This window comes from Treponema brennaborense DSM 12168 (assembly GCF_000212415.1).
GTDB classification, from domain to species: Bacteria; Spirochaetota; Spirochaetia; order Treponematales; family Treponemataceae; genus Treponema_F; species Treponema_F brennaborense.
In genome coordinates this window covers 569,048-595,590 of the sequence record NC_015500.1, presented here as the reverse complement: position 1 = coordinate 595,590, position 26,543 = coordinate 569,048, and the positions used below count along the sequence as shown (strand labels likewise).

Below are 26,543 nucleotides of genomic sequence, written 5' to 3'. Positions count from 1 at the left end.
TGCGGAAAACGGCTGCAATAGAGCAAGGATAAGGTATGGTAAATCTTTTATACTGCGGAAACGACAACATTTTTGACGGAATGCTGATTTCACTGCTTTCCATCACGAAACATACTAAATCGCCGCTGCACGTATATGCATTGACAATGGATTTAACCGATATGAACGGCGCGTACCGCCCGCTTTCTGCGGCACAAATCGCGTATTTGGAAGACATGATTAAAACGGTACACAGCGAAAGCTTTATAAAACTGATCGACGTAACGGCGGCGTTTAAGGCCGAAATGACGGACAGCCCGAACATGTCAACCGACTATACGCCCTATACGCTGACGCGGCTGTTTGCGGACACGCTGACGGATCTGCCGCCGCGGCTGCTGTACTTGGATACGGACACGGTGGCTAACGCAGACATCGAACCGATATTTGAAACGGATATAGACGATTACGAATTTGCGGCCGTCAGAGATTATCTGGGCAAAGTGTTCATCCGCTACGATTATCAGAACGCGGGCGTTTTATATCTGAATATGGATAAAATCCGTGAAACGGGATTGTTTGCCAAGGCTCGGGAACGGTGCCGGATGCACAAAATGTGGTTTCCGGATCAGAGTGCGCTCAATTTACTGGTATGTAAGAAAAAATTCTTACCCCGGAAATACAACGAACAGCGGAAACTTAAAAAAGATACCGTTATTCAGCATTTCAGTAAATCGATACGATGGTTTCCTTTCTATCACACGGTCAATATCAAACCGTGGGAAGTCGAGAAAGTGAGAACCGTTTATAAGCTTCACGCATACGACGATGTGCTTGATGAATACCTAACCAGAGTACGCATGTACAAGCAGTCATCAGCCGGTTGTACGCAAAAACAGGAGTAATATATGTTCAGTATTGAAACGGTCAAATTAATCACATTCATTTTTTTCATTTTATATCTTCCCCGGATGTGGTGCTGGTTCGCCGCACTCCGAAAACAGCCGCGGCTGCACAATGACAAAAAAAATAAACTTGCACTGGTCATTCCAGCACGAAACGAAGGTACCGCCATCATTCCGCTGCTGAAATCGATTCAAAAACAATCCTACGCACCGGAACACTTCGATGTATACATCGTCGTAAAAGAACCGGACGATCCGGTACACGAATACGCCAAAATGATCAACGCTTCCGTATACGTCGACTCGGCTCAGACGAGCAAAGGCGACTGCCTTGATTACTGCTTTAAGCGCATTCTGGCGGAAAAACCGAACGTCTATGACGGCTATATTATCGTGGACGCAGACTGCATATTGGCGCCCACTTTTATGGAAGAAATGAACAACGCCATGGCGTCCGGCGCCGACGTTATCAACGCCAAAAAACTGGTAAAAAATTATTTTACGGACAATCAGGAAAACGTAAACTGGGTAACGTCGTGCAACGGCTTGATCTGGACGTTTATGGACGACATGGGAAACCGCTGGAAGTCCGATCACGGCTTTACGACGATGACGGTAACGACCGGTATTCTGTTCAGCAAACGGCTCGTCGAAAAATGGCAGGGCTGGATTTACCGCGAAACGCTCACAGAAGACATGGAACTGCAGCGGGACTGCGCGGTCAGAGATTACCAAACGTTTTACTATTCCCACGCAAAATTTTTCATGGAAGAATCGCCGTCTCTTTCGACTACGAACAAACGCAGAACGCGCTGGATGACGGGACTTACCAACGCCGACTTCATATACGGCGCCGATATGTTGATGAAAAAAGGCGGATTCCACGAATGGCTGAATAAATATTTTATGCTGTGCCTGTGGCTGGTTTATCTGTTCATCGGGTCGATGGTCGTCATGTGTGCGGCGAACGCGGGTGCCGCGGGACTTGCGATGCTGGCTCACAGTCCGGACGCGGCGCAGTTTCTGCACACGGCGCTTGCCGCGCTCGGCGCCATTTACGCCGCGTTCTTCGTTTTGACGCTTTCGGCTCTTATCGTAGACCGGAAAAACATCAAGCTGTCGCCGTTCGGAAAACTGATCGTATTACTCGTGCATCCCGTTTTTTACATGGGATACATAAAAATCGTTGCCCGCGCAATTTTCATCCGAAAACCGCAGGAATGGGAAGTAATAGACCGCGTAAAATCACGGAGCTGACATGAATTATTATACGCTTGCGGGAACAACGCCCGACGTACTGGAAAAAATAGCGGAAGCGGAAAAAAACGGCGACTTTTCGGCACATCTCGATCCGATCGATTATTCGGACAGTCTGCCGGTCGACGCGGCGTTTCCGTATATTCCCGACGCAAAATTAAAAATACGGTATTGGTGGCGTAATTTCTATTTTTTGAACATGTTCACCTGGTCGCTCAACCGGTTCGTATTCCATACGAACGTTCGCGGCAAAAACCGCCTGCACGGTATTAAAGGCGCGGTCGTAACCTGCAATCATATCAATAAATTCGACGGATTGGTAATGCGGTACGCACTGCGCGGGCACCGACTCAAAATCATGACGGCCGATTTCAACAACCGCAAAGGATTTCTGGGCGACATGATGCGGGCGTCGGGCATTCTGCCCTTTTCACCCGCGCGGGAAACGCTGTCCAGTTTCAGCAACGCAGTCGCTTATTATCTGAAACACAACACCAAAGTTCTGTTCTTTCCTGAGGGTTCCGAGTGGTGGTGCTATGAAAAACCGCGCCCCTTTATGGACGGCGCGTTTCATTACGCCGCTGCGAACGGAGTCCCCGTCGTACCGGCGTTTATCACGTTCACCAAAACCGGAAAGTTCGACCGCAGCAGCGGTATTGAAAAACGCCGTTTTACGGTACATTTTCTGGAACCGATCTATCCGGATCCCGCCCTTTCAAAACGGGAAAACATCCGCATATTAAAAGAAAAAAACGTTCAAGCCTGCATGAAAAAATACGCCGAATGGTATACCTGATAAAACGTCTTCCGAAAGGCTGACTGAAAACCGATTTTCAGTCAGCCCGGAATGAATTTAACGGGAAACGGCAACCGGCTTACCGGGACGTCCGCTTGACGTTGAACGCGGCGAATCCCGGATAAACGGCCGCGGAACCGAGCGCTTCTTCTATCCGCAAAAGCCGGTTGTATTTTGCCGTACGCTCGCTGCGGCTCGGCGCGCCGGTTTTTATCTGCCCCGCGTTCAGCGCAACGGCGAGATCGGCTATCGTCGTATCTTCCGTTTCACCCGACCGATGCGAAATGATCGCCGTATAGCCGGCTTCGTGCGCCATCTTCACCGCTTCGAGCGTTTCAGAAACGGAACCTATCTGATTCAATTTTATCAGAATCGAATTACCGCAGCCCTCGTCTATACCTTTGCGAAGCCGTTCGGTGTTCGTAACGAACAGATCGTCGCCGACGAGCTGTACCGTTCCGCCCAGCTCCGCGGTAAGCTGCCGCCAGCCGCTCCAATCTTCTTCGTCGAGCGCGTCCTCGATAGAGTAAATCGGATAAGCCAAACACAACTTTTTCCAATGAGCCACCAGCTGCGCCGACGTGTACCGCTCGCCGCTTTTCGGCAAACGGTATTCACCGGCGGCAGCGCCTTTCCATTCGCTCGCGGCGGCGTCGATCGCCAGCACGAAATCCGTTCCCGGATTATAGCCGGCCCGCTCGACGGCTTGCAAAATGAACCGGATGGCTTCTTCATCGGACGCAAGGTCGGGGGCGAAGCCGCCTTCGTCACCGACGGCGGTTGCGAGCCCTTTTTCTTTCAGCAGCGAACGCAGCGTGTGAAACACTTCCGTACATTGCCGTACCGCGTCTTTAAACGAGGACGCGCCGACGGGCATTATCATAAATTCCTGAACGTCGAGCGTGTTCGCCGCGTGAGCGCCGCCGTTCAGAATATTCATCATAGGAACCGGCATACGGGTCGCGTTTACTCCGCCCAAAAAACGGTACAGCGGAATACCCAGCGACGCGGATGCAGCGTTCGCACACGCAATGGAAACGGCGAGAATCGCATTCGCGCCGAACTTCGATTTGTCTTTAGTGCCGTCAGCCGCAATCATCGCCGCATCGATATCGTACAAAGCCGCGGCGTCGTAACCGAGCAGCAGCTTCCGTATCGCCGTATTGATATGGGAAACGGCTTTCAAAACACCTTTTCCGCCGAAACGTTTTTTATCTCCGTCGCGCAATTCGAGCGCTTCAAACATACCGGTAGACGCACCGCTCGGCGCAGCTCCGACACCCACCGAACCGTCGGCAAGGACAACCTCGGCTTCTACGGTCGGATTACCGCGCGAATCGATAATTTCCCGTCCGATAATATCCGCAATAGTACAATCGTGCATATCGTACCTCCGTTTATAAATATACCGCAGTTGCCGCCGGAAAACAAATTTTCAATCGACAAAATCAATCGATCGGAATGACGGCGGAGGCGGCGGGAACGGTAAACGCTGCGTATGCGGTAAACGCTGCGTATGCGCCCAACGCTGCGTATGCGCCCAACGCTGAGAACACGACGTATGCGGCGAACACCTCGCGGCGGTCCTTGCGGCCACGGCGCGGTTGCAAAAAGGCGGCGGCGCGTGATACAATGGAAAGATGAAACGGATTATATCATGGAACGTAAACGGCATCCGCGCGGCGGAAAAAAAGGGATTTTTGCAGTGGGCGGCGTACAGCGGAGCCGACATCATATGCATCCAGGAAACGAAGGCGCGCCCCGAACAGCTGTCTTCAGAACTGATCGCACCGGCCGCAGCGGACGGACGGACGTATAAGTCGTACTGGTCGAGCGCGAAACGTCCCGGCTATTCGGGTACGGCAATTTACAGTTTGCAGGAACCGGATTCCGTCGAATTGATGAACAATCCGGCGTTCGACGACGAAGGCCGCGTTCTGGCGGCAAAGTACGGTACGCTGGCCGTAATCAGTGCGTATTTTCCGAACAGTCAGGAAGCGGGAGCCAGATTGGCCTATAAGCTCGATTTCTGCCGCGCGATGCTCGCGTTCTGCGCGGATCTCGTGAAAAACGGATACGATATCGTGCTGTGCGGTGATTACAATATCGCGCACAAACCGATCGATCTTGCGAATCCGAAAGCGAACGAAGGCAACGCCGGATATCTGCCGGAAGAGCGCGCCTGGATGGATGAGTTCACCGCCGCCGGCTTCTGCGACACGTTCAGGAAATTCTGCACCGACGGGCAGCAGTACACCTGGTGGAGTTATCGGTTTCACGCGCGCGAAAAAAACATCGGGTGGCGTATAGATTACCAGTGCGTGAACGAGGCTTTTGCCGGCAAAGTCGTGGCGTCGGCGATTCTGAACGACGTTCAAGGTTCTGATCACTGCCCCATCGTTTTGGAAGCGGAGGTGTAAGTTTTTATGACTGTTAAACGGAAAACCCGGCGGAACGGACTCAAGGTCTGTTACAACGCGCCGGTTACGCTTACGTTTTCCCTCGCGGCGGCACTCATTCTGCTGCTGAATGATACCGTTCTGCACGGGCTGACCGACGCGTTTTTCGTCGTGCCGGGGCGCATCGGTTCGGCATACGCGTTCGACTGGAAAAACGCACTGGATTACGTGCGGCTTTTTACGCACGTTCTGGGACACGCCGATTGGGGGCATCTGATAAGCAATTTGTCGTTCATTCTCCTGCTGGGACCGCTGCTGGAAGAACGATACGGGTCGGGGATGCTCGCGCTGATGATGAGCGTTACGGCGTTCGTTACGGGCGTACTGAACGCTTGCTTTATGCCGGTCGGGCTGCTGGGCGCCAGCGGCGTTGCATTTATGATGATACTGCTCGCGTCTTTTACGACGATTACGAAAAACGAGATTCCGCTGACGTTCATTCTGATAATGATTCTGTACATGGGAAATGAAATCGTCGCGGGGTTCAAACGGGATGACATATCGTCGTTCGCACATATCGCCGGCGGACTGTGCGGAAGCCTGTTCGGCTTTCTTACCGTACGCGCGCCGAGAAAACAGGCGGTCGTTCAAAAGGCGAAACCGCAGGGAACGAAATCCGGCGCCGAGACGGCGGCGGGAGTCCGTACCGGACGGGCGGCGCAGGTTTCCGCTGCCGGAAAATCGAAGCCGGACACCGGAACGGGCCGGAACGGCGCGGACGTCAAACGGAGTGCTGCGGACGACGCGACGATCGAAATATCAAGTATCCGGTTTTAAATGGACGGAGCGCGCGGGTTTGCATATACTGCGCGGGACGGTGATACGGCAAACTGCGTGAAGCGCGCGTTCGCCCTAAAAAAAACTGCCGGCTGACTTTCCGTTACCGGAGAAGTTTCAGCGCGGCAGGCTTTGATCGGTTACGATCGTTTTCCGGATTACCGGATTACAGTTTCACACGCAGTATGCACGGAACGTACAGTTTCATACCTTCGGTGTCGAGGTCATAGCGAACTTCAACACCGGTTGAAATCGATGCGTTTTTGGTCGCGGTGAATTCGCCGCCGAGCAGACCGTTGACCGTTTTCGTTCCGGCATTTTTCGATTCATCGATATACGAACCGGTCAGTTTTCCGGTTACAACGTCGTTCATTTTATAGGTTGCGTTACCGGCAATCCACATACCCCATTTTTCATTCTGATACTGGGTAAAGTTCATGTTCGTTGCAACGGAGAATACGTCGTTGATTTTGTACTGAGCACGGGCGTCGATACCCATTTCCGTAACGGATTTGTCGGCGCTGTCTTTACCCATACCCAGGGTGAAACCGGCAACTGCATCGAGGTTTTTGACCAGTGCGTTCGGGCGCAGGTACGCACCGAATACGTACGTATCTTTGGCCGTATTGCGGAAGATGACTTCGGCAGTTCCGAACGATTTCATGCTGTAGCCCAAACCGAGAGAAGCGGCAACCCAATTGGTGGTGTCGTTGATTTTGATATCCTTTTCGTGAACGGCGGCTTTAACCAGCAGTTTGTCCGATTCACCGACGGCGAACGTATAGTCCGCAGCCATCGTGTGCAGTTTGGATCCGTTAATGGTACCGAAGTTGTCGGCGTCAACAATGATAGATGCTTTTTTCAAACCGCCGAGTTTTACGTATTCACCGACGACACCGTTGTAGTTGCCGCCGAAGTTGCTTACGCGGTTCATGTAGCGTGAATCGAAGTTACCGGCGGTAAATTTCAGATTGCCGAAGCTCAGCCAGCCGTAATATTTTGCGAGACCGATGGCTGACAGCGAGGGTTCCAATTCAACGTACGCTCCGGCTTTGTCTCCGGAAAGTTCAAAGCTGAAAGAATCCTTCGCGGAACCGTATTTTTCCAAATCGAAAAACGATACGGCTGCGTCTGCATCTTTTGCTTTGTCCACAGTTACGATATTTGCCTGTGTGCGGTAATTCAGTTTGATTGTCTGTGCTGAAGCAGCTCCCATAACGAGCGCTGCCATAGCCAGTGTGCCTATGATCTTTTTCATAAAAAGAATCCTCCTAAGTGATTTTTGGAACATCGTTCCGATATAATCACTATACCATTGAGGATTCAAAAATTTCCGTCATATTGTTGCATTATTCTGCTATTGCCGTAACCGGAGCGCGCAGCACGTCCCAAATACGCGGATCTTCCTGCCCCAGGCACCAAAAACCGGCGGCACGGATTCCCGCGGCACGGTACAGTTCCAGCCGGGCGGCAAGCGAATACACGTCATCGTAATACCCGGTTACCGTTACCGAAGGAATTTCATACGTAAAAGTGGGCACACCGTTTTCCCGCCGCACCGATTTTACGCCGTTTTCCCGCAGAATACGCTGAATACCGGAAAAATAGAACGCGCGGTTTACCGACACACTGCCCCAGGTGCGGCCGTAGAACGGCAGTCCCATAACGAGCTTTTCGGGAGGAACCGTTTCCGTTGCGTGGGAAGCGATGCGCACGCACCAATCCAGAGACGCGACTGCGCCCGGCGCGCTCGTCGACCAGTGTTCGTCGTAGGCCATGACGAACACCGAATCGACGACGGCGGCGATTTTTGCATAATCGTACACGTCGTTTTCTATGACGCGGGTCCGGGCCGGCAGGGCCGTGCTCAGAACCGTATCGCCGAGCCGGGATTTCAATTCGGTCAAAAAGGAAACGAAATGCTCCCCGTCTCTTTTAGGCACCAGTTCAAAGTCGATCTGAAGTCCGTCGTACGGCTCGGCGGCGGCAAGGAGCGATTCAATCAGCGGAGCGCGCGCCGGGCTTGCCGGATCAAGGCAAAAATGAGTCAGCGCCGTACTGTTGCAGACGACGACGAGGTGTACCCGTCCGGGAAACGCCGCGATGACAGTGCGGTCCGGTACGCCCGCGAGTTCTCCGTAACTGTTGATCTCCGCGCCGAAATAGCCCACGTCGGAAAGAGGATATCCGTAGTCCAAATACGATTCCTGTCCGGCTATCAGATACGCCCACACTTGGTCGAATTGCAGCGCGGCGGTTCGGTACGGATATGCGGCTTCAAAGGAGGGATCGCCTTCCGGCTCGATTAAAATCGCCGCGTTCGGTTCATGCGAAGCCGCCGAACCCGTATCCGCGGCCGAACCCGCGTTTTCCGGCGAGCGCGAAGCGCAGGATACGATTGCGGCTGAAAAAAGAAATACGGCGGCGCGAAACGCCCGTCGTGTGCAAAGATTCGGAGCGCTCATACGGTCTCCGGTTCGATAATACGGTACATGGGCGTTTCTCCGGGGCGCAGTTCCAGAATATGCTTTTCACACGGCAGCGCTTCGGCAGGATCGTGCGTAACGTGCAGCAGCGTGGACGTTCCCGTTTCCGCAACGGATTCGAGCAGACCGAGAATGCGCGCGCGATGCGTTTCGTCAAGGCCGTGGCACGGTTCGTCGAGAATCAGCAGCGGCGGGCATTTGACTGCGGCGCGCAGAATAAGGACGGCGCGCTGTTCACCGTACGACAGCGAATTAAACGGTTCGCGCTCCCTGCCGGCGAAGCCGCCGAGCGCGAGCCATTTGCGGACGGACAGCTGTTCCACCTGCGAACGCTGTTCGTACAGTCCGATGCTGTCGTGCAGCCCCGAAAGCAGGACGGCTTCAAGATCGGTGCCGCCGACCATCCGGTATTCGAGGTGCAGGCGGTACGAAACGATTCCCATCTGTTCTTTCAATTCCCACAGCGTTTCACCGGTACCGCGGCGGCGGCCGAACAGGGAAACGTCGTTGCTGAAAACCTGCATGTTGTCGCCGGTGATCAGTTCGAGGAACGTCGTCTTTCCCGAACCGTTCGGACCGCGGATAAGCCAATGTTCGCCGGCATACAGCGTCCAATCGAGCGCGTCGAGCACGATACGGCCGTCCCAGCCGACCGTAACGTTGCGCATACGGACCAACTCGGTCCGCTCGATTTCACGCACCGAAGCGGACGGCGCCGAAGCAGAAAGCTGCACAGCGACAAGCTGCGGCTTGTCGGCGGACGGCGCCGAAGCAGCGGATGTAGCCGAAGGGGCGGACGGCGCCGAAGTGCCGAACAGGGCGCGTTCGTTTTTGAGCTCGCAGAAACGTTCCGCAACGGCGGATTTTTCCGCAGCGGCGGCGGAGCTTTCTTCCCGTTCCCGAAGCGCGAGTTCGGCTTCATAGCCTGCACGGTCGCCGCAATACCCGACCGCTCCGCCGGAAAATTCGATAACGTCGGAAACGCCGTCGGGAATTTCACGATAGCGTTCCATGCATAAAAGGAGCGTCGGGCGGGTTTGCGGCGACGGTTCGGCGGAAGCTGCAAGCGCGCCGGAAAAGAAATTCCGCAGCACGGTGCGCGACGCGGCGTCGAGACCGGCGAACGGATCGGACAGGATCAGCAGTTTTTTGCCCGACAACAGCGCCCGGCACAGCAGAACGCGCCGGATTTCGCCGGTTGAAAGATATTTCAAGCCGCGATCGAGCACCGGCTGCACGCCGCACAGCGCGATTTCGCTCAGAGCTTCCAGCGGAGAGCCGCCGTCGTATACTTCCGAAATATAGCGGCGCGCGGTGCGTCCGATATCGACGCCGCCTTCGATATAGTCGCCGTCGTCGTTGGCGCGTTCTTCGGCAATGAGCGCCGCGGCAGTTTCAAGAGAGACCACGGCGGTATCGTTTTTGAATATGTTCGCGTACAGGGCGCCTTCTCCGACGGGTTCAAACGCGGCGCCGGAAGAACCGGCGAGCGCCGCAATAAAATGCGCCTTGCCGCCGCCGTTCGGTCCGGTTACCAGCCACGTCCGGCCGGGCTTCATCGTCCACAAGAACGCGGCCACGGCCGGTTCGCCGTTACGGACGATACGGCACGATTGTACGGTAATAAGCGATGCAGAGTGTTCCATAATGACACCACTATAACACGAGGGGGAAGCGCTGGGCAAGGACGCGGCGATATGCGGAGCGTTAGCGGGCGAAAGGGCGCGGAGCGTTGTAAAACGCCCGGCGCAAAGCGGCGGGCGTTTTATAATGGAGGCGAACGCCGGAACCCTGAAGCACGCGGCGCGAGGAAAACCGGCCGGAACGCCCGCCGTTCGGGGTTAAAGAAGGATTGCCGGGTTCCGAGCGCAACGCCCGAAAAAGGCGCATCCGCCTTTTGCCGAATACGCGCAGGGGGCGGCCGCGAGGATTACGATTGCAGAGAATGGAGACGGGTAAATTCCCCGCCCGCCTGAAGCAGGTGATCATACGCCCCTTCTTCAACGATGCGGCCTGCTTTCATAACGAATATCCGATCCGCACGGCGTACGGTGGATAACCGGTGTGCAACGATAAAGCAGGTACGGTTTTTTATCAGCGTATCCACGGCTGACTGCACGAGTTGTTCCGATGAAGCGTCGAGCGCACTCGTTGCTTCATCAAGAATCAGAATACGGGGATCCCGAATGAAAGCCCGGGCTATCGCGATTCGCTGCCGCTGACCGCCGGAGAGGGAATTTCCCGTTCCGTCGATAATCGTATCAAATCCGTGCGGGAGTTTTTCAATAAATTCCAGCGCATTGGCGGCTTCGGCGGCTTCCTTGAGCCGGCTGAAAGAAACGTGCGGTAATCCGTAGCTGATATTATCTGCAATAGTACCCGAAAAAAGGACGACCGTTTGCGGTACGATAGAAATCCGCTGACGATACGAACGTAAATCTATCTGCGTCAAATCGTGTCCGTCGACGGTTACCGTACCGCGCTGCGGATGGCGTAAGCCCAAGATGAGCTGAATAACCGTAGATTTTCCCGAGCCGGATTCGCCGACGAATGCAACGTTTTCGCCTTGTTTTACGGAAAAATTCACATCCTTTAAGGCGATTCCTTTTTCCGCAGAATAGGAAAACCGGATATTATTAAAACTGACGCAGCCGGATACGTCCGCAAGGCGCGTTTTTCCTTCATTGTAATCAAGTTCCTTTGAATCCAGGATTTCTCCGATTGAACGCACGGCTTCCATTCCGCGCAGCATGTCCGGATACGTATTGATAACGGCGGTTACGGATCCCAGGACCAAACTGAAAAATCCTTGATACAAAATGATGTCTCCCGTATCGATAACGCCGTTCAATGCCAGCGGAATGGTAAACAGAAGGCAGCCGGCCTGCAACAACTGAAAAGCGACCCAATTCGCGGAACCGAACACGGCGCTTATGGTATCCAATTTCAATCCGTTCCGAAATATGATTCCGAATTCCTGCGACATTTTACGTATCTCGGAATCTTCAACTCCGTGAGCCTTTGAGACGGGCAGCATAGCTATCATTTCTGCAACATCGGCGTTCATTTGTTCCATATCGTGCCGGAGCCGGGAATTGGATTCGTTAACCCGCCGCCGGAAGATTTTCATCAGCAGCCATACGAGCGGTATCGTAACCGAATATAAAACTGCCATGATCGGAACTTTTTGCAGCGTCATAACGAACGCCAGAATGCAGGAAGTTATGGCCGAAAGGTAGTTATTCATCAGCACCATGATGACGTTGCGGATGGATTCCACATCGCGCAAAATTTTGGACTGAATCACACCGGAAGGCGTTTTATCCTGAAAAGACACCGACAACTGCTGTAAGCGTCTGATAATCGACAAACGCATGTCGGCTTCAATGCTGCGGATCCCTTTTGCCAAAAAATACACGAATGCCGTATGGCTTGGTATATTCTGAACGGCCAGTGCCGCGAACACGCACAAATTAACGATAATGCTGTGCATCCAGCGGGTTTTATCTGCCGGATTTTGCAATATATACGTAACTGCGTTTATGATATGGGCCGTTATAATCGGAAATCCCCATGACGGACTGTTTTTTATTATAAAAAACAATCCGGCGGGGATTAAATTCTTTTTTTCCCGTGCCAACAGGGAAACGATTGTCGCCAACGGTTTCCGCACATTGAACTGATATTCGGCGGACGACTGCTTTTGCATTTTCGGCGCATCCTTTTTTATTCGGCAGAGCGTCAGCGGCTTATCAGCCCTGACGGCAGAGCGTCAGCGGCTTATCAGCCCTGACGGCAGAGCGTCAGCGGCCGATAGCGTAACGGGCGGCGCTGTTACCCGCGCTGATTTTTTTCCATTATCACCGCCGTTTCAAGAGAATCCGTGTTCAGATACGCAAAAACGTCCGGCAGCGCCGCGTCGCACTGAGTGAGCGTATACCGGAACTCCGTAATGCCCGCCAGCGAAAGCGGAAAATTGGTTTCCCAATTGTTGTTCATGATCCACGAATAAAGCGGCCGCAGGTTATCTTCCGGGAGGTTCCGGCAAAGTCTGACCGGGTGATGTTTCATTTCACCGGTATAAACCAGCGGAGCGTCCGGCAGGCCGATCGCGTATTTCGTATCGGCAGCTTCGTAAACCAAGCCGTCGGTCAGCAGATAATATTCCATACAGCTGCCCGGAATCTGTTCGACTCCGGGACGGAAATACGCTCCGCCTTTATTAAAATACAGCGACTTCATTTGGCGCAACGTAAGCGGCAAAAACAGGGATTCCGCGTCGAGACACAAATTTTTGTACACTTTCAAGGTTACCTCGATTTTGGGAATGTTCGTGTACAGTTTCAACACCATATCGAGTTTTTTCAGACCGTACAGTTCCATCGAAAGAACCGTTTTGTTAAAAACCGCTCCCCGTTCGACTTCCGTAACACCGGTTACGACGGCGGTGTACCGTTTTGACCGGAGCCCGCGAATGTTCCGGCCGAGAAGCCGCCGTTGTTCGTACAAATCCGTTTCGCCTTCCGTTACTTCGTATACCGGATTAAAAAGCGCATAGTCTCCGTCCGAAAGCAATTCCCTGTCGTGTACACGGTCGTAAACGCCGGTGATTCCGCCGCCGACGGAAAAAGTGATGCGAAAATACGGGCTGTCTATCTGATACGGCAGCGTATACGTAACCGGATCGTATTCGTTGACGATATCCCTTACCCGTTCCGAACCGCAGTATGCGTGCCGGGTGTTGATTTGCACGGCTGGCAGAGGAATTTCCGCATACCGATAGCGTTTTTCTTCCCCGTGTGCAAAGGTGTCGTAAAAGGATACGAGTGCGCCGCGCGGATGTTTTGAAACTTGCGTTTCCATTTTTCGTCCGGTTCGTTCATCGACAACTTCAAACAGTTCGTACGGCCAGCACTCGATATAAAACGAAATCGGCACGAGCCCGCCGTTGCCTTTATGCAGTACGCGGATACGGCCGTCCCGGTCATAATACGTGCAGCTGTCGTGCAAACTTCCGTACACCCGCAGCAGATTCATATTGGCGGCTTCGTTAGCGCGCGAAGCGTAGCTGCTTTTTCTGAATTCCAGATTCTGCACCATCGTTTCGGACGGATCCGTAACGGTGGCGGAATGGCCGAACGTGTGTTCCGCGTATAAAAGCGCGTTGTCGACGTAGGCGTCGTTCAGCGCCGGAGAAAGGACGCCTTCCGCTCCGAAAAGTTCGGCTTTCCGCTGCGTCCGCACCGCCTCAAGATAGTGCTTGGTTGCGTACGGGTTCGAGCCGACGCCGAAGCTCCACCAATCGGTAAAATCGCCTGTATAAACCGGCGCGTTCCGGCAGTCGTCTTGTATCAGCGAATACAGTTGGGCGAGCGTAACCATTTTTACGGAAAAACCGGTTCCCAATTCGGTTTCAACGCCCTTGGCGATGGCGGCGATTTCGGGATTCGGCGGAGCGTTATCCGAAAAAACACCGGAAACGGCGGAAATAAGAAAATCTTTGTCGTATCCGGATTCTTCCAATTCGGCGATATACCGTTTTACGTTTGCAGTGCAGTTTTTTACGGCGTCATCGAAATGCCGCGAACCGAAATAGTTTTCGGTCATGAAATTCGCCCGTTTCGTACAGGTAAAACCGAGCGCGTTGCCCAAATTATAATGTTCGCCGTTCCATACGAGCAGGGAACGGCCGCTTTTCATGCTCTTCCAAAAAAACGGCTGCTGATTCCGGAAAAGCGGATACATGCCGTGATGACAATGCACGTTCGTGAACAGAAACTCGATTCCCGAATCAAGGTAACTGTCCAATGAGCCCAAAGAGATTCCGTTGATGTCGCAGAACATCGCCGTGCGTACCGTAACGCCGTTTTCCGCAAGTTCGGACAGTATGCGGCGGACTCTGGCCGTCAGATGGGGAACGTCCGCCAAATCGGTAAAATTCAGATACGTAGCGGAAAGTCCGATTTTATCTTCTTTGACCAGCCTGAAGAATTCTTTTTTTTCGTTTTCATCCGCTTCTTTCAGAAACCGTTCAACGCAGAACAGCGTTTCACAGTTCCACTTGAAATCATCGTTCACGGTATTCGGCAAATCGCGGATAAACGCAACGTGGTTGAAAACGATTTTTTCCTGATAATCGGTGTAGCCGATATCCGTGTGACTGTGATGTACCAAATATATGTTCTTTACCATAAGAGATTCCGCCTTTTTACCGGAAATTATTTTTTGCCCCGCACGATCGAATCGGCATACCCCGCCGCAGACCGGCGGGATATGCAACGTTCCGCACGAATCAGAAATACGCCTTGATCTGTTTTTGCGCTTCGCTGATAATCCGGTCGAAGCCGGCGTTCCGCATTTCTTTCATCATCTGCGGAACGTATACGTCCGGGTCGACGGCGCCGGTCAAAAGCTGCTGTTTATATTTCATCCAGATATTCTTACAGTTGATAACTTGGTTTTCGACCGGCGTGATATCCATGGAAAATCCGAGCATTGCCGACGGTATTGCCTGTTCGTTCAGTTTCCGCACTTCATCCCACTGATTGTACGTTTCGGTATCCTGCTGGCTTACGGTAAAAAACGACGCCTGACAGTAACCGGGAATCGGCCAACTGTTGTTGATTTTGTGGACTTTTTTATCGTCCGTATACGTAAAATCCGTACCTTCAAGTCCGTAATAGAGCATGTCGCGGAAACGGGTGTCGGTATTTGCAAGTTCAAGAACGGCAAGCGCTTTATCGATATGTTTGCTCGACGCGCTGATGGCGTTTACGGAACCCAGAACCGTCGAATTGGACAAAATGGTTTCACCGTACTGGCAGACGACTGCTTCGCATCCCATTTGCGGTCCCCAGGTCGTTACGGCGGCGAACGGCCAGCCCTGAGCGACTTTTAACGGCATATATTGCGGCGCTTCGGGGAGCGTCGCCGCGTCGGCATTGACCAGCCCCTTTTTGTACCAGCGATGCAGCGTCCGCAGATGATTCATCACATCGGCCTGCTCGAACACGGGTACGACCGTCCGCGTCTTGTCGTGAATGTCAACGCCCATCGCGGTCAGTCCCGTTCCGATCGGGTCGTACCAGAAAATGGTAGGTGCGTCGTTCGCCAAAATGCGCACGGGTTTTCCTTCACCGGCGCGAATTTTTTCCGCGTACGGTTCAATTTTCTCAAGCGTGTCGAGGGTTTCATACGGAACGCCGTATTTGTCGGTAATCGCTTTGTCCCAGACGAAATAATAGGTTGCCGAAGAATCTTTATACGTCGGAATACCGTATACTTTGCCTTTTATCGTCGTCGCGCGGAAATAGTCGGCCGGAATGAAATCTGTCAGGGCGCGCCGCTGTTCCAAATACGGGGTCAAATCCGCGTACGCACCGAGCGCGACGTCCTTTACGAACGTATTTTCATCCGTAAAAATGATATCGAACGGTTCGTTCGTGTTGATAATGACGTTTCTTCTGGTGTTCCAGTTTCCCCATGAAATCACTTCAACCGCAAGACGGCAGCCGAGTTTCCGCTCAAGATAGGTATTCACGGAAGCGATCCACGCGTCGTAATTGTCAGGCATTCCGTTTCCGATCAAAACCCATTTCACGGTGGGAACGGCGCCGTTGCCGCTGCCGGAGTCTTTTCCTCCCGCCGCAAAAACGGCGGCAGCAATCAGTGCCGCGCAAAGAAAGGCTGCGCAAGTCCTCAAAACCTTTTTCATGTATACCTCCTGTGTATTTTAAGTTCCCGACGGAACCCATCAACCTTTTATCGCACCGACGGTGAGACCTTTTATAAAATAACGCTGAAAAAAAGGATACGCGCACGCAATCGGCACGACGATTACGACGGCGATCGCCATACGCACCGACTCGGTCGGCATATTTGCCCGGTATTGTTCCAAAGAGACGCCGATAGACGGATTATTGGTAATAAACTGGATATTTTTAAGTATGTTGTCCAGCAATGCCTGCAGTGAAATAAGCGACGTATCGTTGATATACAAACTTGATAAAAACCAATCGTTCCAATATCCGAACGCCAGAAAAATACCGATAGTCGCCAAAAGCGGCGTCGAAACGGGTAAAACGATTCGGGTAAAAATCGAAAGCTGACTGGCTCCGTCGAGTTTCGCCGATTCGATAAGGGAATCGGGAATGCCGGTTCTGAAAAACGTCCGGGCAATGATCACGTTGAAAGACGAAACGGCGATCGGAAGAATCAAAGCCCAAATCGAATTCCGCAAATGCAGCAACTGCGTATTGACGACGTACGATGAAAACATGCCGCCGTTGAATATCATGGGGATAAACACGACCCACATAACGAACTTCTTCAGACGGTAAGCGGGGCGGCTCATGACGTAGCCCATCGTCGTAGTGAGCACAAGGCCGATCACGCAGCCGCTGCCGGTAACGAGAACCGAAATCAAAAAGGAGTGCGCAATGGTACTTTTTTCATTCCAAAGGAACAGATACGCTTCGGGCGATACCGACGACGGTATGAACTGGTACCCGTTTCTCATCAGGCTGTCGTTGCCGGTGATGCTTATCATGAATACGAAAATCACCGGAACGATGCATATCAGCGCACACAGCGACAGAATCACATTGTACAGAAAATCGACCGGTTTGCTTATACTGTTATATTCATAGACGGAAAGCTTTTTTTGCATACGGAACCTCACTCAAATTATCGCACTGTCGGGATCGATACGCTTGACGACCGCGTTGGCGAGCATAACGGTAATACAACAGGCAATCGATTGAAAGAAAGTCGCCGCCGCATTCAGTCCGAGCGGAATACCGGATTGGATGGCATTGTAAATGTACGTGTCGAACGTTGAAGCGACGCCGTACAGCGGCTGCGGAACCCGCTGCGTAATCTGATAAAAAAGCCCGAAGTCCGAATAGAAAATCTTACCGACATTCAAAAGGAACATCATGATGATGATCGGCAGGATTGACGGAATGGTAATCCGCTTCGTTTGCTGCCATTTCGTCGCACCGTCGATTACGGCGGCTTCATACATCGTTCCGTCCACGCCGGTTATCGCCGCAAGATACACGACCATAGTATATCCGGTCGTTTTCCATAAATTCATAAATATCAGAATGACCGGCCAATAGCGCGCATCCGCGTACCAATTGATCGTCTGTTTTCCCGAAGCAGCCAAAACCATATTCAAAAAGCCTTTATCGGGACTCAAAAACGCGTATACGAAATAGCTGACGACGACCCAACTCATAAAATGGGGAAAAAACATAAGCGTTTGATAACATTTGCTTTTAAAACCCGAATGGATATTGGTCAGAATAATTGCCAAAGCTACGGGAATGATAATTCCGAGAACGATAAACGCAGAATTATACAGGAACGTATTGCGCAACAGTATCGGAAAATCGGGACTGGTAATAAAAAATTTGAAATTATCGAACCACACGGTTTTACTGTGAAATAAACTGTAAATGAATCCGTGCCCCGGCGACACCCGGTAATTTTTAAAAGCGATAACGATACCGAACATAGGAAGGTAACTGAAAAGAAAATACCAAACGAGCGTCGGAAAGCACAAAAACGTCAGTTCCGTATCGTCTTTTGTCCAGCGCGATTTCCTGTTTTTCATGCAGCAGAATCTCCTTCACTTTTCAGTATATATCACATTGTTAAATTTGCAACAAAAATATTTAATTAAAATAAACTTTTTTTTATATTAAATTTAACATTTTATAAAATCAGAAGTTTTTTTGCGAATTCGGAACGGATACACCGAATCAGGCGCATTCATATTGACTGAAAACGTGCGAACGGGAGGAGATATTAAAAGAGATTTCCGTGTCTTATAATTCCGGAACTCAGATGACGGGCGTCAGACAACTGTCTTTCAGTATGACTTCCGGAAAAACGTACGATATTTCTTTCGGCATGGACGGATTTTTTATTCTGTAGCAGATCCTATCGGCAAGCAGTTTTCCGATTTTACGAGTATCGACGCGGGCCGTAGTGATGGAATCGGCGACGGCCGGATATTCAAAACTGCCGTCGTACCCGGTAACGACGAGCGGATTTTTCAATCTTCGGGGGTGTTCAAGAAAATAGCGGTAAATAAAATGCGCAACGAAATCGGAAACGCACACGTACGCGTCGGGAAAAGAAGTTACCGAATCCAAATAATCCGATATGGACGCATAGTATTCGTTTATCCCTATTTTATCATAAAAAAGATAGTCATTTTCGCACACCAGCCCGGCTTCCGTTATGGCAGCGGTATAGCCTTCGTAGCGCAATTTATTGGTCAGCGCGTATTTTATGTCTCCGATAAAACCGATTCGGGTACATCCGTTTCGGATCAGATCTCCGGTAATCAATTTTACCGTCTGTTTTCCTTCAAGTAAAACGAGATCGCCTTTCAGACGCAGAAACGGATAATCCGTCGTGATATCCAAAAAAACTTTCGCCATGGGAAGCGCGTTAAGCATATCGAGAATTTCCGTATCATATACGTTGATCACTACGATTCCGTCTACCATATGATGCCGCAATATTTCCGGAAACACGAAATCCGCGGAATATCGGGAAGGAACGTACACGTAAAGCAGATTGACTTTTTCACATGAAAAAGTTTCCGCCATGCTGTGTATTATCGTCGACCAAAACGTTGAAGACTCGGGACGGCTCACAACGACGGCTACGTTCGTTTCTCCGCCGCACAAACGGGACTCGGCAAGCTGCGCAGCTTTGACGTAGCCGAGTTCGGAGGCCTTATCAAGTATACGACTTTTCAGCACAGGAGAAACAGTGTCGACATTGTTGAATACTTTCCATACGCTGATACGGGAAACTCCCAACTCGTCAGCAATATCCTGCATCGTTATTCTAGCCATCGGTGAATCAGCCTTTCCGTTATTTTCTTACGGTATCGTTCATTTTACTTCAAAATGTAAATAAAGTACAGTTATTTTACGATGGCAGTTACTTTTATGATACAGGCGAAAACCGAAGTCCGCAAAACGATGCATATAACCCAAATACCGGAACCCTGAAGCACACGGCGCGAGGAAAACCGGCCGGAACGGAGCGATGCGCCCGAAATAACCGAGCGCACCGCTCACGCAAGACGTCGCTGACGGCGGAGCGTCAGCGGCTTGTCAAGCGGCTTATCAAAAGCGCCAGCCCTGACGGCGGAGCGTCAGCGGCTGACGGCGTAACGGGCGGCGTTGTCGCCCGCGATTTTTCCGAACACGGTGATGTCTGCAACGGCGTTGCCGCCGAGGCGGTTCGCACCGTGCACGCCGCCGGTTACTTCACCTGCGGCGAACAGTCCGGGAATAACGGCGCCGGACGTATTGAGAACTTCCGCGGCGGGATTGATTTTGAGTCCGCCCATCGTGTGGTGAACGGCGGGGCCCACTTCAACGGCGTAGTACGGACCTTTGTCCAAAGCGCGCGGCAGGTCGTTGCGGCCGAATTCCGCGTCTTTTTTATCCGCGACGGCTTTATTGTACGAAGCGATCGTTGCGGCAAACGCAGTCGGATCTATGCCGAGCGCACCGGCAAGCGCTTCGGGGGTGTCGGCGGTGGTGAGCAATCCCTGTTTTACGTAAGATTCGATCGCGGACAGCGATTCACGCACGCCATGATCGAATACGAGGTAGGCGGTTTTTCCGGTTTGGTTCAGAATCGCTTCGGACATGACGTCGCGCGTCGCCAATTCGGAAGAAAAACGTTTGCCTTCACGGTTAACCATAATGGCTCCGTTGCCGCGGACGGCTTCGGTGATCATGGTGTTTTTGACGGGAACGACGGTCGGATGCGTTTGAATCTGATCCATATCGACGAACGCGGCGCTGAACGGCGTTACCAGTTTGATCGCGTCGCCGGTCGCTCCGGGGTGATTGGTCGTCCCGAAACCGGCAAGCGAAGGTTTATACGCAACGACAAGCTCGGGATTCGCGCCGAATCCGCCGGTCGTAACGACAACGGCTTTCGCATTGATCGTATAATCACCGGCGGGACTTGAAACTTTAATTCCGGCCGCAGCGCCGTCTTTGGACAGGATTTCCGTCGCTTTCGTTTCGAGCCGCAGATCGACTCCCGCTTTTTTAACGGCAGCGGTAAGCACCTGCGTCAGATGGCTACCGACGGCGGCGCCGCCTTGCGGACGGTGCGTGCGTTTGTTGGTGGAACCGGCCATTTTACCGACGTCGGACAAGTCCGCGCCGAGGCCGATAAGCCAGTCGACGGTTTCTGCCGACTGTTCTACCATTTCACGGACGAGCGCCGGGTCGTTCAGGTTTTTACCGCCGGTCATGGTGTCGTTGTAAAACACTTCGTTTGAATCTTCAATGCCCAATTTTTTCTGGACGGACGTTTCGGAAGCGTTCAAACCGCCGGTAGCGTAGTTCGTGTTGCCGCCGATGATCGGCATTTTTTCAACGACGATGACTTTCGCACCTTTTGAAGCGGCTTCGGTAGCTGCGGACAATCCCGCGCCGCCGGCTCCGATGATGACGATGTCGCAGCTTGCGTCCTCGGCTTTCGTCTGTGCGGACGCGTTACCGCTGACGGCGGCGCCGGTCGCAGCCTGAGCCACGGCGGCGTTGATAGCGGCGAGCAGGCCGTTCGACGTATACGTAGCGCCGCTGACGGCGTCGATACCGGCGGTTCCGTTGGCCGCGATTACCTTCGCAATAATCGAATCGACCGCACCGGACGTAAAATCGGACTCGCTGCTTTCGGTTATTTTGACGGATTCGATTTTCGATTTACTGACCGTCACTTCAACCGCGATAGGACCGTTGTTTCCGTCGGCTGTCGCTGAATAAACACCGGGTTTATACGCGTCTTTCGAGCTGCATCCTGCCGCAACGACAAGAAGGACTGCCGCGGCGAACGCGGCAACAAATTTTCCAATTCGGTTCATAGTACCTCCCAATATGGATATTATTTTTATCCGCCTCAAAGCGGCTCCGCACGCGGGAGCATCAATCTTTGGGGCGATTATAAAATCGGCCTTTTATCTGTTCCGATTTGAGCACGTTTATGAACGCCGCCGGATCACAGCGGCGAATTTTGGGAACCAATTTCCGCGCTTCGTCTCCCGAAATAACGGAATACAGCATGGTTTTATCGGTTTTGCCGTAGCATCCCGTTCCGTTAAAAACGGTAGCGTCGTGATGCGTTTCTTCGCGGATAATTTTATATAGGGACTCCGCGTTGTCGGTGATGATGAGCAGCGTCGTTTTCTGATACCGACGGTACAGAACTTGCAGCGTCTGCGTCGCCGTAAACTGAAAAATGATGGAATACAGCGCTTTATTCCAGCCGAACAGAATTCCCGCGGCGGTCAGGACGACGATGTTGAATACGAGGATATAATTCCACGCGTCCCGGCCGTACCGTTCGGAGATGAAAATGGCGACGAAATCCGTGCCGCCGCTCGTTGCTCCCGCGAACAGGCACAAGCTGATAGCGCACGCGTTCACGAGTCCGCCGAACACGGCCGACAACAGGACGTCGTCCGTAACCGGAAACGCCGGAATCAGATCGGTCAAAAACGCCGTAATCACGATCATAACGCAGGAATACACGGTGAATTTACGGCCGATAAAACGGAAACTGATCACGATGGGGACGGCGTTCAGCACCAGATTTATCGGCGTGAACGGAATGGCCAGATTGAAAAACCGTTTTCCGATTTCCTGAATAAGCAGCGTCAGCCCCATAAAGCCGCCGGGAAACAGGCCCGCACTGTGCACGAACGAATTCACGTTGACTGCCATCAAAACGGCGGCAAGCAATACCAGAGCAAAACGGATAAAAGGATTCATAAGCAGCGGCTTTGCCGGCGACCGTGGCGGTGAATCGGTACCGCAGACGGGCGGCGGCGCTGCCGGTTTTTTTAACGTCATGCCCGAAGTATACCGTACTTCGGCACTTTGGGCAAATACTCCGATAAATCCGATGCGGCCGTCACCTGCAGCCTGCGGGCCGAGCGGGAACCTGCAGCCGTCAACCGTCACCCACGGCCGTCACCTGCAGCCTGCGGGCCGAGCGGCAACCTGCGGCTTTATCTGCACGACAAATACTCCGTAAACTTTTTTACGGCGACGGAAGTCGTTCCGTTATTTCTGAAAGCAAAACAGATTTTCCGGAAAGCCGGAATATCCAATTCTTTCGTAACTATGTTATACGGATTCCGTTCCAATATTAACTCCGGCAATATACTGATTCCGAAGTCGTTTTCCACCATGGCCATTATCGCATAGTCGTCCCAGGTAGTAAAACTTATTTTAGGCGATATTCCGTTTTTTTCCAGAAAATCCCTTACTTCGCATTTTCCGCCTTTTTCAAGCAGCAGAAACGGATCATCACAAAGCGCTTTTACGGGAAATTTCCGGCAGTTTGCCAGCGGATGCTTTGCAGGCAGCACGGCAAGCAGCCGATCCGTTTCCAAAGAAATAACCTCAAAATCCGTCGCCGTCGGTTCCAATAAAAAACCGCAGTCAACACGGCCATCCATAATCCAACTTTCCGTTTCGTAGTAATCTCCAAGCAGCAATTCATATTCTATATTAGGATAATCTTTCCGAAATTTTTTTATGATCCGAGGCAGCCGATGCGTCGCGACGCTTGAAAAAGTTCCGATACGGATTAATCCCGACTGCAAACCGGTAACTTCATCAATGGCAGCCTGCAGATTATCGTATTCATCACAAACTTTTCTTGCATACGGCAGCAGTTTCATCCCGTCGGAAGTAAGTTTAACGCCTTTTCTGCTTCTTTCCAACAACGAAACCTGCCATTCCTTTTCCAGATCATCTATCATTCTGCTTACAGCCGATTGAGAATAATTGAGCAGGCCGGCCGCCTTGGTAAAACTGCCGCATTCGACGGTTTTTATGAACGTTTTGTATTTCTGCAGGTTCATTGAATCCATAAATTATAACCTTATCATGCGTTATTGTAATGATATCTATTACAAATATTCGCTTTTATCATCATAAAGAATATTGTATATTTTTTCTACCATGTGTGAAAGAAAAAACAAGCGGTATCGAATCGTCGTAAAAGTCGGAACATCAACGTTGACGAATGAAAACGGAAAAAGCGACTTGCGCTCTTTTGATAAGATTGCATACGCTCTTTCGGATATAAGCAACAGAGGTTACGACGTGATACTCGTTACGTCCGGAGCAATTGCCGTCGGAAAAAATAAAATTACCATCGAAAATCCGACCGCAATGGCTTCAAAACAAGCTGCGGCGGCAGTCGGCCAATGCAGCATTATGTATTTGTACGACAAGTTTTTCAGCGATTACGATAAAACCATCGCTCAAATCCTTTTGAATGCGGAAGATATTCAGCAGGAAGAAAAAAAAGAAAACCTGATGAACACGTTTAATGCATTGTTGGAAACAGGCGTAATTCCCGTCGTGAATGAGAACGATTCGGTCAGCTATACCGAAATAGAATCGCACGAACGGCTGTTCGGCGACAACGACATGCTTTCCGCCGTAGTCGCGGTTCTTTGCAAAGCGGATAAACTGATTATTTTTTCCGATATAGACGGCTTTTACGATAAAGATCCCCGTTTGTATGCGGACGCGAAACGTATCGAAAAAGTGGATAAGATCGACGACCGCATTTATTCGCTCGCCGGAGGAGCCGGTTCACGAAGAGGAACCGGCGGTATGCGGACAAAGATTCAAGCCGCGTCATTGGCGGCGGCACAAGGAATCGATACGATCATCACGAACGGTAAAAGAATTACGGAACTGTATGAAATCGTTGGCGGAAAAAATATCGGAACGGTATTTACCGGATAATCGCGTTTCCCTGTCGTTTTTTGCCGGCGTTCGTAAACCGGCAGCGGCAAATGCCGCACGGCACAGACAAAACTTCTAAAATCGGATATACTGCGCGGTATGAATCTGCTTTCCGTAAAAGAACTTGCAAAAATGGGGCGCGAACAGCCGCTGTTCACCGGCGTTACGTTCGGTCTCGACGAGGGCGAAAAAGCCGCTCTCATCGGTAAAAACGGGTGCGGCAAAAGTACGCTGCTCAATTGCATCGCGGGCAAACTCGCGCCGGACGACGGTTCCGTCGTAACGGCTAAAAACTGCGGCGTGTCGTTTCTGCCGCAAAATCCGCAATTCAACGCGGACGACACGATCCGGGAGCATATTTTCAAGTCGGAAAGCAGCAAACTCGCCGTTATCCGCGAATACGAACAGTCGTGCGGCGCACTGTCCGATGCGGCGGGACTGACGGCGGCGCAGCGGCTCCGGTTCGACGCGCTGACTGAACAGATGACCGACCGCGATCTGTGGAATTACGAAACGCACGTAAAACAGGTGCTGTCGACGCTCGGCATAACGGAGCTCGACCGTACGATGGGAACGCTTTCGGGCGGTATGGTCAAAAAAGTCGCCCTCGCGCAAGTGCTCATCGACGACACCAAATTACTGCTGCTCGACGAACCGACGAACCACTTGGACATTTCGGCTATCGCCTGGCTCGAGGAATATTTACGCACGACGAACCGCGCGGTGCTTATGGTAACGCACGACCGGTATTTTCTGGACAACGTCTGTTCGTCCATTTACGAGTTGGCGCGCGCACGATTGAAACTGTACAGCGGCAATTATTCACAATATCTTGAAAAAAAGGAAACCGAAGCGCAAATAGAGGCGAACACGGAGCGCCGTATCGAATCGGTGCTGAGAACGGAACGGGAATGGCTGCTGCGCGGTCCGCAGGCGCGCGGAACCAAAGCCCGCGCCCGCGTGGACGCGATACATCGGCTCATCAACCGTGAAAAGTTTGCGCAGGATAAAGGCTTTACGTTTGAAACCACCGGGCGGCGCCTCGGCGGTAAAATTCTTGAACTCGATCAGGTGAGCAAAACGTGGCGCTCGGCCGACGGTACGCCGCGCACGGTCGTTTCGGATTTTTCATACGTATTCAAAAAAGGCGAAAAACTCGGTATATTCGGCGAAAACGGCGCGGGAAAAACGACGCTGCTCAACATATTGACGGGAACGATCGCCCCCGATACCGGGACGGTTACCAAAGGCGAAAACACCGTATTCGCTTATTATCTGCAAAATCCGGTACTCGCCGATCCTGCTCCCGAAAGCGACGCGCCCACGGTACTCGAATATATCCTTGAAACGGCGGAAGTCATCACCATGAACAACGGAAAAACGCTTTCCGCCGCAAAAATGCTGGAACTGTTCGGTTTTGAAGGCAAAATCCAGTATTCGCCGGTAACCGCGCTCTCAGGCGGCGAACGCAAACGCCTCTATTTGGTGCGGCTGCTCATGATGAATCCGAATTTTCTCGTGCTCGACGAACCGACGAACGATTTCGACATATTTACCATGTCGGCGCTTGAATCTTTTTTGGAGACGTACAGCGGATGTCTGGTCGTCGTGTCGCACGACCGCTGTTTTATGGACAAAACGGCGGACACGCTGCTGATTCTTGACGGCAGCGGCGGCGTGTCCGGCTTCGTCGGCTCCTGCTCGGAATACATAGCGCACCGCAAAGAAACCGAACGAAGCGCGCAGGAAAAAGAAAAACGGACGAAGGCAGAACAAACCGCCGCAAAAACCGAAAATAACGCGTCCGCGGCTCAAAACGCGGACGGCACGCCGCGCGCCGTGAAACGCCGGACCTATAAGGAACAAAGGGAATTTGAAGCGCTTGAAGCGGACATAATGAGTGCGGAAGAGCGCAAAAAAACGCTTGAAGCGCTGCTTTCCGGCGGCGAAACCGACTACGGTAAAATGGGCGATTTAAGCGCGGAATACCGCGAACTCACGGCCGCGCTTGAAGCGAAATACGCGCGCTGGGAAGAACTCGGTATTCTGGGCGAAAACTGACC

At 52.0% G+C, this 26,543-nt stretch carries 21 protein-coding genes; 7 read left to right on the top strand and 14 right to left on the bottom strand.

What is annotated here, in order from left to right; translation table 11 throughout:
* The first annotated feature begins 35 nt into the window (after positions 1-35).
* From TREBR_RS02430 to TREBR_RS02420, 3 genes are read left to right on the top strand one after another with little or no spacing between them, the layout of a single operon-like run.
* A complete protein-coding gene (locus tag TREBR_RS02430) occupies positions 36-884 on the top strand; it encodes a glycosyltransferase family 8 protein (protein ID WP_013757644.1) in 849 nt (282 codons plus the stop codon).
* Between the two features lie 3 nt (positions 885-887).
* Entirely contained in the window at positions 888-2,141 is a 1,254-nt protein-coding gene (locus tag TREBR_RS02425) for a glycosyltransferase family 2 protein (RefSeq protein ID WP_013757643.1), read from the top strand.
* A 1-nt stretch (position 2,142) separates the two neighbouring features.
* Positions 2,143-2,937, top strand: coding sequence for a lysophospholipid acyltransferase family protein (locus TREBR_RS02420; protein WP_013757642.1), 795 nt, complete (start codon positions 2,143-2,145; stop codon positions 2,935-2,937).
* A gap of 79 nt (positions 2,938-3,016) precedes the next feature.
* Here TREBR_RS02420 and eno read toward each other — a convergent pair whose 3' ends face one another.
* Complete coding sequence (eno, locus tag TREBR_RS02415; RefSeq protein ID WP_013757641.1) at positions 3,017-4,321, bottom strand: phosphopyruvate hydratase; 1,305 nt, start codon at positions 4,319-4,321, stop codon at positions 3,017-3,019.
* Between the two features lie 64 nt (positions 4,322-4,385).
* Positions 4,386-4,511, bottom strand: a complete 126-nt coding sequence (locus TREBR_RS14685) for a hypothetical protein (protein ID WP_281054868.1) — start codon at positions 4,509-4,511, stop codon at positions 4,386-4,388.
* Between the two features lie 66 nt (positions 4,512-4,577).
* Here TREBR_RS14685 and TREBR_RS02405 point away from each other — a divergent pair, with 66 nt between their 5' ends.
* Both TREBR_RS02405 and TREBR_RS02400 read left to right on the top strand, forming a co-directional pair.
* Entirely contained in the window at positions 4,578-5,357 is a 780-nt protein-coding gene (locus TREBR_RS02405; protein WP_013757640.1) for an exodeoxyribonuclease III, read from the top strand.
* Between the two features lie 6 nt (positions 5,358-5,363).
* Positions 5,364-6,173: a rhomboid family intramembrane serine protease gene (locus TREBR_RS02400; protein WP_013757639.1), complete on the top strand. Its 810-nt coding sequence runs from the start codon at positions 5,364-5,366 to the stop codon at positions 6,171-6,173.
* A gap of 166 nt (positions 6,174-6,339) precedes the next feature.
* Here TREBR_RS02400 and TREBR_RS02395 read toward each other — a convergent pair whose 3' ends face one another.
* From TREBR_RS02395 to TREBR_RS02335, 12 genes are all read right to left on the bottom strand, one after another.
* Entirely contained in the window at positions 6,340-7,431 is a 1,092-nt protein-coding gene (locus TREBR_RS02395; RefSeq protein ID WP_013757638.1) for a hypothetical protein, read from the bottom strand.
* A gap of 91 nt (positions 7,432-7,522) precedes the next feature.
* A complete protein-coding gene (locus TREBR_RS02390; protein WP_013757637.1) occupies positions 7,523-8,638 on the bottom strand; it encodes a glycosyl hydrolase family 18 protein in 1,116 nt (371 codons plus the stop codon).
* The gene (locus tag TREBR_RS02385) at positions 8,635-10,305 is read right to left on the bottom strand and encodes an ATP-binding cassette domain-containing protein (RefSeq protein ID WP_013757636.1); all 1,671 of its coding nucleotides are present in this window, start codon (positions 10,303-10,305) and stop codon (positions 8,635-8,637) included. Before TREBR_RS02385 ends, TREBR_RS02390 begins: the two co-directional genes overlap by 4 nt.
* A 284-nt stretch (positions 10,306-10,589) precedes the next feature.
* On the bottom strand, positions 10,590-12,368 hold the full coding sequence (locus TREBR_RS02375) for an ABC transporter ATP-binding protein (protein ID WP_013757634.1): 1,779 nt from the start codon (positions 12,366-12,368) through the stop codon (positions 10,590-10,592).
* A gap of 125 nt (positions 12,369-12,493) precedes the next feature.
* Positions 12,494-14,851 (bottom strand): glycoside hydrolase family 38 N-terminal domain-containing protein, encoded by a 2,358-nt coding sequence (locus TREBR_RS02370; protein ID WP_013757633.1) that lies wholly within the window; start codon positions 14,849-14,851, stop codon positions 12,494-12,496.
* A 100-nt stretch (positions 14,852-14,951) separates the two neighbouring features.
* Entirely contained in the window at positions 14,952-16,373 is a 1,422-nt protein-coding gene (locus tag TREBR_RS02365; protein WP_013757632.1) for an ABC transporter substrate-binding protein, read from the bottom strand.
* Positions 16,374-16,412: 39 nt separating this feature from the next.
* Positions 16,413-17,327, bottom strand: a complete 915-nt coding sequence (locus TREBR_RS02360; protein ID WP_013757631.1) for a carbohydrate ABC transporter permease — start codon at positions 17,325-17,327, stop codon at positions 16,413-16,415.
* Positions 17,328-17,339: 12 nt separating this feature from the next.
* Positions 17,340-18,278, bottom strand: a complete 939-nt coding sequence (locus tag TREBR_RS02355) for an ABC transporter permease (RefSeq protein ID WP_013757630.1) — start codon at positions 18,276-18,278, stop codon at positions 17,340-17,342.
* A 229-nt stretch (positions 18,279-18,507) separates the two neighbouring features.
* On the bottom strand, positions 18,508-19,536 hold the full coding sequence (locus TREBR_RS02350) for a LacI family DNA-binding transcriptional regulator (RefSeq protein WP_013757629.1): 1,029 nt from the start codon (positions 19,534-19,536) through the stop codon (positions 18,508-18,510).
* Between the two features lie 305 nt (positions 19,537-19,841).
* Positions 19,842-21,575 (bottom strand): flavocytochrome c, encoded by a 1,734-nt coding sequence (locus TREBR_RS02345; protein ID WP_013757628.1) that lies wholly within the window; start codon positions 21,573-21,575, stop codon positions 19,842-19,844.
* A gap of 61 nt (positions 21,576-21,636) precedes the next feature.
* The gene (locus TREBR_RS02340; protein ID WP_245523731.1) at positions 21,637-22,563 is read right to left on the bottom strand and encodes a YitT family protein; all 927 of its coding nucleotides are present in this window, start codon (positions 22,561-22,563) and stop codon (positions 21,637-21,639) included.
* Positions 22,564-22,721: 158 nt separating this feature from the next.
* Positions 22,722-23,591 (bottom strand): LysR family transcriptional regulator, encoded by an 870-nt coding sequence (locus TREBR_RS02335; protein ID WP_013757626.1) that lies wholly within the window; start codon positions 23,589-23,591, stop codon positions 22,722-22,724.
* A gap of 91 nt (positions 23,592-23,682) precedes the next feature.
* On the opposite strand from TREBR_RS02335, the gene proB reads away from it, so the two are divergent.
* Positions 23,683-24,480, top strand: a complete 798-nt coding sequence (proB, locus tag TREBR_RS02330) for a glutamate 5-kinase (RefSeq protein WP_013757625.1) — start codon at positions 23,683-23,685, stop codon at positions 24,478-24,480.
* A gap of 99 nt (positions 24,481-24,579) precedes the next feature.
* Complete coding sequence (locus TREBR_RS02325) at positions 24,580-26,541, top strand: ATP-binding cassette domain-containing protein (protein ID WP_013757624.1); 1,962 nt, start codon at positions 24,580-24,582, stop codon at positions 26,539-26,541.
* The last annotated feature ends 2 nt before the right edge of the window (positions 26,542-26,543 follow it).